10 protein-coding genes are annotated in these 8320 nt (G+C 40.9%); 2 read left to right on the top strand and 8 right to left on the bottom strand.

Going from position 1 to position 8320, the window contains the following annotated elements:
- Positions 1-146: 146 nt before the first annotated feature.
- The gene (locus CK510_RS12060) at positions 147-434 is read left to right on the top strand and encodes a GIY-YIG nuclease family protein (protein ID WP_095721938.1); all 288 of its coding nucleotides are present in this window, start codon (positions 147-149) and stop codon (positions 432-434) included.
- Between the two features lie 244 nt (positions 435-678).
- Here the strand turns inward: CK510_RS12060 and CK510_RS12055 are convergent, their stop codons facing one another.
- The 5 genes from CK510_RS12055 to cruF all read right to left on the bottom strand — a co-directional run bounded on the left by CK510_RS12055 (position 679) and on the right by cruF (position 5367).
- Positions 679-1566, bottom strand: a complete 888-nt coding sequence (locus CK510_RS12055; RefSeq protein WP_095721937.1) for an ROK family protein — start codon at positions 1564-1566, stop codon at positions 679-681.
- Positions 1567-1645: 79 nt separating this feature from the next.
- Positions 1646-1831 (bottom strand): hypothetical protein, encoded by a 186-nt coding sequence (locus tag CK510_RS12050; RefSeq protein ID WP_095721936.1) that lies wholly within the window; start codon positions 1829-1831, stop codon positions 1646-1648.
- A 380-nt stretch (positions 1832-2211) separates the two neighbouring features.
- Complete coding sequence (locus CK510_RS12045; RefSeq protein ID WP_095721935.1) at positions 2212-3084, bottom strand: ABC transporter permease; 873 nt, start codon at positions 3082-3084, stop codon at positions 2212-2214.
- A 145-nt stretch (positions 3085-3229) separates the two neighbouring features.
- Positions 3230-4387: a 2'-O-glycosyltransferase CruG gene (gene cruG / locus CK510_RS12040; protein ID WP_245912094.1), complete on the bottom strand. Its 1158-nt coding sequence runs from the start codon at positions 4385-4387 to the stop codon at positions 3230-3232.
- 95 nt (positions 4388-4482) lie between these two features.
- On the bottom strand, positions 4483-5367 hold the full coding sequence (cruF, locus tag CK510_RS12035; RefSeq protein ID WP_095721933.1) for a gamma-carotene 1'-hydroxylase CruF: 885 nt from the start codon (positions 5365-5367) through the stop codon (positions 4483-4485).
- A 393-nt stretch (positions 5368-5760) separates the two neighbouring features.
- Between cruF and CK510_RS12030 the strand changes: the two genes are divergently transcribed.
- Complete coding sequence (locus CK510_RS12030; RefSeq protein ID WP_095721932.1) at positions 5761-6201, top strand: hypothetical protein; 441 nt, start codon at positions 5761-5763, stop codon at positions 6199-6201.
- Here CK510_RS12030 and CK510_RS34385 read toward each other — a convergent pair.
- From CK510_RS34385 to CK510_RS12020, 3 genes are all read right to left on the bottom strand, one after another.
- On the bottom strand, positions 6198-6761 hold the full coding sequence (locus CK510_RS34385; protein WP_373695800.1) for a sensor histidine kinase: 564 nt from the start codon (positions 6759-6761) through the stop codon (positions 6198-6200). The two genes, CK510_RS12030 and CK510_RS34385, sit on opposite strands and share 4 nt — an antisense overlap.
- A 114-nt stretch (positions 6762-6875) precedes the next feature.
- Complete coding sequence (locus tag CK510_RS34380) at positions 6876-7568, bottom strand: hypothetical protein (protein WP_373695799.1); 693 nt, start codon at positions 7566-7568, stop codon at positions 6876-6878.
- A 3-nt stretch (positions 7569-7571) separates the two neighbouring features.
- The gene (locus CK510_RS12020) at positions 7572-8123 is read right to left on the bottom strand and encodes a heme NO-binding domain-containing protein (protein WP_095721931.1); all 552 of its coding nucleotides are present in this window, start codon (positions 8121-8123) and stop codon (positions 7572-7574) included.
- Positions 8124-8320: the final 197 nt, after the last annotated feature.

Genomic DNA, 8320 nt, shown 5'->3' with positions numbered 1-8320 from the left:
TATTGAGATGCTTCGTTCCTCAGCATGACATTTAGGGGTTTGTCGTTTGTGGTACTTATTGAGATGCTTTGTTCCTCAGCATGACATTTGGGGGTTTGTCATTCTGACGAAGGAAGAATCTAAAGTTACGATCGCAGTCTAAAAATATGAATAATTATTTTGTTTACATTATGACGAATCACTCAAAAACACTTTATACGGGTATAACTAATGATTTAAATCGACGTGTTTACGAACACAAACAAAAGCTAGTTCCTGGTTTTACCCAAAAATATAATATTACTAAGTTAGTTTATTTTGAAGAAACTTCGGATGTAAATGATGCTATTGCCAGGGAAAAGCAAATAAAAGGTTGGTTGCGTGAAAAGAAAATTGTTTTGATTGAGTCGATGAATTCTGAATGGAAGGATTTAAGTGCTGGTTGGTATGATTGAGATGCAACATACGTCAGCATGACAGTTTACTGTTTGTCATTGCATAACAGTTTACTATTTGTCATTCTGACGAAGGAAGAATCCCATGTTACAAGCGTAGTCAAATTTGTTTCTTTTGCAGCACCAATATGCAAAAATCATACCTTTATTTCTTTATTTTGTATGGCGCTTCGCCTTCTCGTAGAATAGCACGTACGTTGCACACTGTGGGTAGACGCGCAAGCGGCTTCTGTTAAGTAGCAAGCTACAGAATGATATGATTTAGAGCCAATTTTGCAGCACCTAACATTCCGGCTGTGTTACCTAACTCTGCTGGCAATATTTCTAAACCCAGACGAGATGTAATAAAAACCCTTTGTTCAATTTCAGCTTTGGTTGCTGGTAAGAAAAACTTCGCACTTCCACTAACACCACCACCAAGTAAAATCGCTTCTGGCGTAAGTACGTAAATCAAGCTAGTTAAACCAATACCTAAATCTCGACCGTAATCTTGCCAAAATTTTAACGCTTCCACATCACCCTTCTCTGCCAAAGCTCCTAATTCCCCAGGTTCCTTACCAGTCATTCTGCGAATCGCTCGAATTGAGGTAGATTGTTCCAAAGAACCATTGTTGCCACTATTACATTCATGCCCATCTGGGTACAAAGAAATTAATCCCAACTCCCCAGCAGCACCGTGGTGTCCAATAAATAATTTACCGTCAATAAAAATTGCTCCACCAACACCTGTTCCCAAGGTGAGCAGAATAAAATTCTTAAACCGACTACCAACACCCAACCAAGCCTCTCCTAAACCCGCACAGTTGGCATCGTTAGCGAGAATAGTTGGTTTACCTGTCTGCGCTTCCAACCATTCCGCTAAGGGAACATCACGCCATCCTGGTAGATTAATTGAAACCAGAGCAATTCGTCCCTCTGGATCGGATGGTCCAGGCATTCCCACACCGATCGCAACAGTGGTATTCTGGGGATCGAGTAATGCGATCGCACTTACCAACACATCTAAAACAGCTTCAGGCATGGCAGGTTGGGGAGTCGCTACTGTCAAAGAATCTACACAAGTTCCATCTACAGTGAATTTCCCCAACTTGATTGCTGTTCCCCCCAAATCAATACCTATTACTTCGATCATCGGTTAATTTTTAATAGCTAATGGTTAATAGGTAATTTGGGCACTGGGAATTGGTCAATTAGTAAAGGAGAAATTATCCTCACTTCCGACTTTCTAGTTCCTCTTTACTGACAGTCTTAGCAGTTACATAAGTTACAGATACAGGACGCACAACCATTTGTCCGTGGAAGGATGTTACAGGTGTGCCTCTGAGAATACCCGTAAGTGCCACGGAAAGCATAAATCCACCAGCCGCAGCTCCAATTAAAAAAAACTTGTCTTTCACACAAAACTCTCTGTTACAAATACAACAAATAATGCTAACTCATAAAAAGTAAATCATGGGAAGTCGGGAATGGGGAATATCACAACATACTGCAAACGGCTTAAAACCTGATTTAATATAGAACCCCACCCTAACCCTCCCCTTATTAAGGGGAGGGAACTATATATTAGACATCGACCGAATTTAATTATGCATTCCCCAGAGCCCTTGTAGAGACGTAGCAATGCTACGTCTCTACATCTTTTCCGGAGATGTCTATTTTATTTCCCCCCTTGAAAAGGGGGGTTAGGGGGGATTATTCCGAGATATCAGAGGAAAATCAGAATTCCCTGTACACAGAGTTTTTAACCGTTTTTAGAGTGTGATTTATCCCTAGTGTCTTATTCCCGAATCTGTTTCCGCAAACGGGGATTGACAAATTCGTTTAACCCTTCACCAAATAGGGATAACCCGACAACCAGAAGAGTCATAGCCAAACCAGGAAATAAAGCTGTCCACCAAATTCCCGTTGGTAGAGCTTCTAAAGCTTGCCTCAAGTCGTGTCCCCATTCCGCGACTTCTTCAGGAAGTCCCAAACCCAAGAAACCCAAACCACCTAATACTAGAATCGCATCGGCAGCGTTGAGGGTAAAGAGTACGGGCACACTTTGAATGACATTAAAAAATAAATACTTAGATAATACCTGCCAAGTATTTGCTCCCATTGCTTGAGCAGCTTCGATAAATACTTCTGTTTTGACGCTGACTGTGTGGTTACGGACAACGCGATAATATTGGGGAATATAGGCAATACTAATTGCGATCGCAGCATTTAATATTCCTCTTCCCACGACAAAAGCTAGTGTCACCGATAGCAACATACCGGGTAAAGTGTAGATGCTATCCATAATAAATAGTAGGATTTTATCGAGTCTGCCACCGACATAACCACTTAGCATTCCCAATGGTACACCGATAAACATGCTCAATGAGGTTGCGAGTAGTACCACTAGTAAAGCTGCTTGTACTCCAAATAAAGTCCGGGAAAATACGTCATATCCTAAACGACTCGTACCGAACCAATGTTTCAAGGAAGGTGGTTGGTGAATTGGATTTGCGATCGCGTCTGAGGGATTTTGGATTAATCCTAATGCCTGAAACACTGGGGCAAAAAAGGCGATAAATACGAAGAATAGGGTTAATATCACCCCAATTGACATCAGTTTTTGGGTGAGACTCGATGTTTTTGGCAGCGAAAGTTTACTAACAGCCATATATTAATACTCATATTTGATTGGTGATAACCAAGTTGGATAGGAGTTTACCATATAAGGGAATATTCTCAGTATATTTATGGGAAAATATGGTCAGAGTAAACCGCCAAGACACGGAGAACGCCAAGGAAGAGAAATAAAGGTGTTATTTATCTGAATAGTTTCTGCCTCGCCATTTTTTCGGCTTTTGCAATGCTGATAAGATGATTCGCAACACTGCTAGGGTATCAGCGAATGGTGAGAGCCAGAATAGGAATTTACCTCGTGTTTGGCTGAAGTCGTAGGATGGTGCGATCGCAAATAACATCCCGAAGCGAATGATTAACAAAAATACGTTCAATCCCAGTATGATGAGGGAAAAAGGGGAATATGAGGGGGAAAGGTAAATGAAGCTCAAAATAATTGGTAGGGGTAATGCTTGTACTAAGGTTAATAGGCAAATATCACCCCAAGTTTGAGTTGGGGATGAAGCGTCTTTTAAGTCTAAACTACGTCCCCATTCGTTCCAAGTTTCTATTGCTCCTTCGTACATCCTGACTTTGAAGACTTTTGCCCCATCTAAAAACCCAACTTTAAACCCGGATGCGGCAATATTTCGCGCTAAGGTTACGTCGTCACAAAATGAACTACTTGCTGTTGTGTATCCTCCGATAGATTCTAAGACGGAACGACGACACAAGAAGCATTGCCCATTTGCCATGACTCGCTCTGAATTACTTGTATCTACTCCCGCAGGGTCAAATCTATACAGTAATGTCATTAATAAAGCTGGCTGTAACCAAGATTCACCGGGATATTTGAGAATAAATTGTGGCGATAGGGAAACTAAATCATAACCTTGGGAAATGGCTGTTTTAACTAAACCTGCAATTAAACCGGGATGGGGTACAGTATCGGCATCCATCCCCAAAAACCACTCGCTAGCTGGGGATATATGCATCCATCCGGAATGTAATGCCCACGGACGACCAACCCAACCCGCAGGCAAGGGATCATCGGTGATGACGCGAAATCGAGGGTCTTTTTCTTGTGCGGTTTTTACTAATTCTGGTGTGCCATCGACTGAGTTACTATCAACGACAATTACTTCTCGCAACTCGTAACTTTGTTTACTCAATCCTGCAAGTAATGGGCTAATGCGTTCCGCTTCGTTGAGAGTGGGAACAACAACGCTAACACTACCTAGTATGTCGAGTGTAGCTGATTGGGGTTGAATGGGGGTAAGTCGGCTTGCTCCTTTGAGGAGACGGGAAAGTAAGATGGCAACTGCTGGTATTTGAATTAAAAGAAGAATCAGGGGCATCGGGGAATGGGGCAATGGGCATGGGACAATGGGCATCGGGCATGGGGCAAATTAATTGGTTCAAACTCTAATACCCCATGTCCAATTCCTAATTTCTACTTTGCTGCAACTTCAATGGTTGCTGCTGAGATGACGGGGGTATCTGTGTTTATGGCTTTCCACCACAAAAACAGGGATGGAATTACTCCACCAAAAAAGCCGAAGCATACGGGAATTAAATAACCAGCACCTAAGCTTAATCCGGCTGCAAAGGCGAAGTTGCTTAAGTAAACAATCATTGGGACATTAAGTTGCGATCGCTCTAATTTAACTGGGTCATTTCGCCACATAAATGCTGCTACTGTCATAAACAATGCACTCGTCCCAAACCAACCTGCATAATTTTGATAAGGTGTACCAAAAAATGCACCAGGTTGTTCCCAATACCAGAAAGGTAAGGATGTTTGACTCATTGCTGGTTCCAGGGCAAAATCCCAACAGGTAAATAATATTGCACCCAATGCGATCGCTCCTACTTGACGCAGAAAACTGGGATTTTTTGCCACTCCAAGCCCTGCACGAGCAAGTAAATAAGCTGATAATCCGACATAAAACCAAGATAGGGGTATGGTAAAGGGCACAAGTCCAGCAATCTTATATCCCAAGCCATTCAGGTAACTGTAGTCTCCAAAGGGCAATCCTGTGCTGGTTCCAAGTAATTCACTACCTACTGATATTAATACTGCTGGAACCATAAAACCCAGCCAAGTCCGCAATCCTAAGGTTCTAAAAGCGAAAATCGATACGGCTATTGTTCCTAAAACAATATCGACCACACCTCCATCAGCCATACTGACTTGGATAGCTTTTTCTCCAATTTCCCCAAAACTTAACAATTTCTCTGCGTGGGGTATCACTAGCAAAATCCCTGCTAGTCCAAAAGCCTTTGCCAGTATATGACCAGTTAGGCATACACGCTCGGCAATTACAAGCTGCTTCATGATAGTCCTTATCAATATAATTCGCGGCTATTTAAGTATTTATAAACAGCGCTGTTAACAGTTTACAAATGTTTATGAAAATTTTTAACTAGTTATTCGGAAAATTCTGAGTTATTTTGTCAAAATGATTGTAATGCGCTAAGTTGCAATTTTGTGGTAAGTAAGTGATTTTGGTGCTACGGTGAACGGTTTTTCCTCAGTGAGGCTCAATCTTCCAGTATACAGACATAGCACTTCTCGTTTGGATAAAATACCAATTAGGACAAACAACCTTTTTGGTACGTCAGTGTAGCGAAGAGCGATCGCAGACTGTATTTAACTAAGCTGAGAATCGTTATAGATTTTTTGGCAAAAAAAACAAATAGTTCCAGTGAGTATGAGTAAAACCATCCCATGTCAATAATTAGAGAAATTCCTTGGGTTTCCTTAACATTAGCCTTACTCACCTATTCCAGTTTAGGCTGGGTGATATCGTCCGCGAATATAACCCCGATTGGCTGGGTTGGGGTTGCGATCGCAATATTAATATTAGTGGGAATCCTGACAATCCCTGGAATTAAGTTCGCTCAATATTCCAATTATTTATTCAAATCCAATACCCGCACTTTTGTAGTCACAGTTTTTGCTGCTTTTTCGCTATTTTTGATGATTGCCTGGTTTCGGCTATTTCTCGATACTTTAGTCGTGATAGCAGCGACTATATTAGTCCGAATCGATTTTCAAGCTGCTGGTTTGCGTCAAGTATACGGTTTTGCCACTCTATCGTTTATTTCCCTGTTGGGGTTAGCTATAGGTGCTTTGATTCATGGGTTAATGAAGTTGCCCACTTCCTAGTAAAAAGATTGTTGAATGGGAATCTCAACAATAAATTCTGCTCCCATTCCTACCTGTGAATGGCATAGTAGCCTGCCGTGATGTTTTTCGGTGATAATTTGATAGCTGATGGATAATCCCAAACCAGTACCCTTGCCGACTGGTTTTGTGGTAAAAAAGGGGTCAAATAAACGCGATCGCACTGCTTCAGGAATACCAAGTCCATTGTCGGCAATATGTATGGCAATCCATTTGTCTTCAATGACACTCGTCCAAATCTTGATAATGGGTTGGGAATGCTGTTGAGATTCGTTCAAAGCATCAATGGCATTAGCTAAAAGATTCATAAATACCTGGTTGATTTGACTGGGATAACATTCAACTAATGGTAGTTGTCCGTAATCTCTAATTACTTGAATTTCTGGGAGATTTCCAGTTGTTTTCAGTCGGTATTTGAGGATAAGTAAAGTACTGTCAATGCCCTGATGGATATCGACTGCTTTAAATTCAGCTTCATCAAGACGGGAAAAATTGCGGAGCGAGGAAACAATTTCGCTGATTCGCTGAGTACCCGTTAACATCGATTTTAACAGTTCACCTAAATCTTGGGCAATGAAGTCAAAATCTATTTCCTCAAGGAAATTTTGAATCTCCTCATGGGGATTTGGTTCGTATTTCTGGTAAAGTTGAACTAATTATAAAAAATTTTGGGCGTATTCGCTGGCATGAGTCAAATTACCATGAATAAAACTGACTGGATTATTGATTTCGTGGGCAATACCCGCTACCATCATTCCCAGACTTGACATTTTTTCTGTTTGAATGAGTTGAGTTTGGGTTTGTTGTAACTTTTTTAAGGTTTGCTCCGACTCCTCAGTTCTTGTTTGGGCGATCGCAACTAAATTATCCTTATCAAGTAATGCCTTTTCCAGTTGTGCTTGTCGCTGAGTCAAATCTTCTGTCAATTGACTTTTAGCTTGTAAAAGAAATAAAAAATCGGCAACTGGATCGTGTAGAGCAAAATCTTTAAGCTTCATCCCTAAGCTGGCAAGTTTGGCAATATCTGTGACAATGGGAGAACCGATAAAAAATACAATCTCCTGCTCTTCAACATAAATCATCTGTCCTTTTAACGACATTTCATTGTGCAAAGACTCCAGCAAAAAAAGACTGTGAGACTTACGAACAATTTCGTCAAGTTCGATCCGAATATTAGGACGTTTAATTATAAAGTGTTGTTCGAGCAAATTTCCCAATAAATTCGGTATCAGACGCTGTAGCACTTCTCCAACCTGAATTATCTCGCGATCGCGATTAAATCCAAAGTGGAATGGAAATACCTTGGTAAACTGATGGGGAGGTAAGTTAAAGGCAGGAGGTTGTGTCATTTACTAATTCCTTTTGTAGCGAACTTCAAAGCGATCGCAATCGGAACCCTCATCTTTGCTCGCTCGTTGAGTTACTTCGACACTGGTATTAAAACGCTCCCCTAAACCTTCAATTAACCCTACAACCATGGGAGCTAACCCTTCACGATGGGAATGGTAATCTAAAGTTAATGTTTCTTCGTCTATTTGTTCTGATTCAAAAGACGGTGGTTGCAGTTGTGGGAAGCTTACTCCAACACGAGCATGGAGTTGATCGAGGTTTTGCAGAAATTCTGGAAGGGTATCTCCACTCATCTCCATCAATTCGCCATAGCCTCCCTCTGACGTGAATTTTACCCAAAATTCCCCAAAAGCACGCATAATATCGGCAGATGGTAAATCTAACACATGGCTAGCTGCTTTTACCAGTCGATGGGTCACATCATCAGGATAAGCTTCCATACTGGTAAATGCATTAACTTCTATTTCAGCCTTGCTTTTGATTTTTTGCCAGGTTTCTTCACCAAAGCGATCGCAAACCATCTGTTCAATTGCTTTATTTACTAGTCCATACATAGGCTTTAAACTATAGTCGTGTTATATCTATGTTTCCCGAATTTTTATATTTCTAACAAAACTTATAAAAATAATACCAATTTCAAAACACCTCAAAAATCAACTCCTTTCATACTGACGAAGGAAGCATCTCAAAAATCAACTTCTGTCATGCTGACAAAGGAAGCATCTCAAAAATCAACTTCTGTCATGCTGAC

The organism is Brunnivagina elsteri CCALA 953 (assembly GCF_002289455.1).
In the GTDB taxonomy this organism is placed as follows: Bacteria; Cyanobacteriota; Cyanobacteriia; order Cyanobacteriales; family Nostocaceae; genus Brunnivagina; species Brunnivagina elsteri.
Note: the sequence above shows the minus strand (reverse complement) of the source record. Positions and strands in the feature narration are given on the sequence as shown.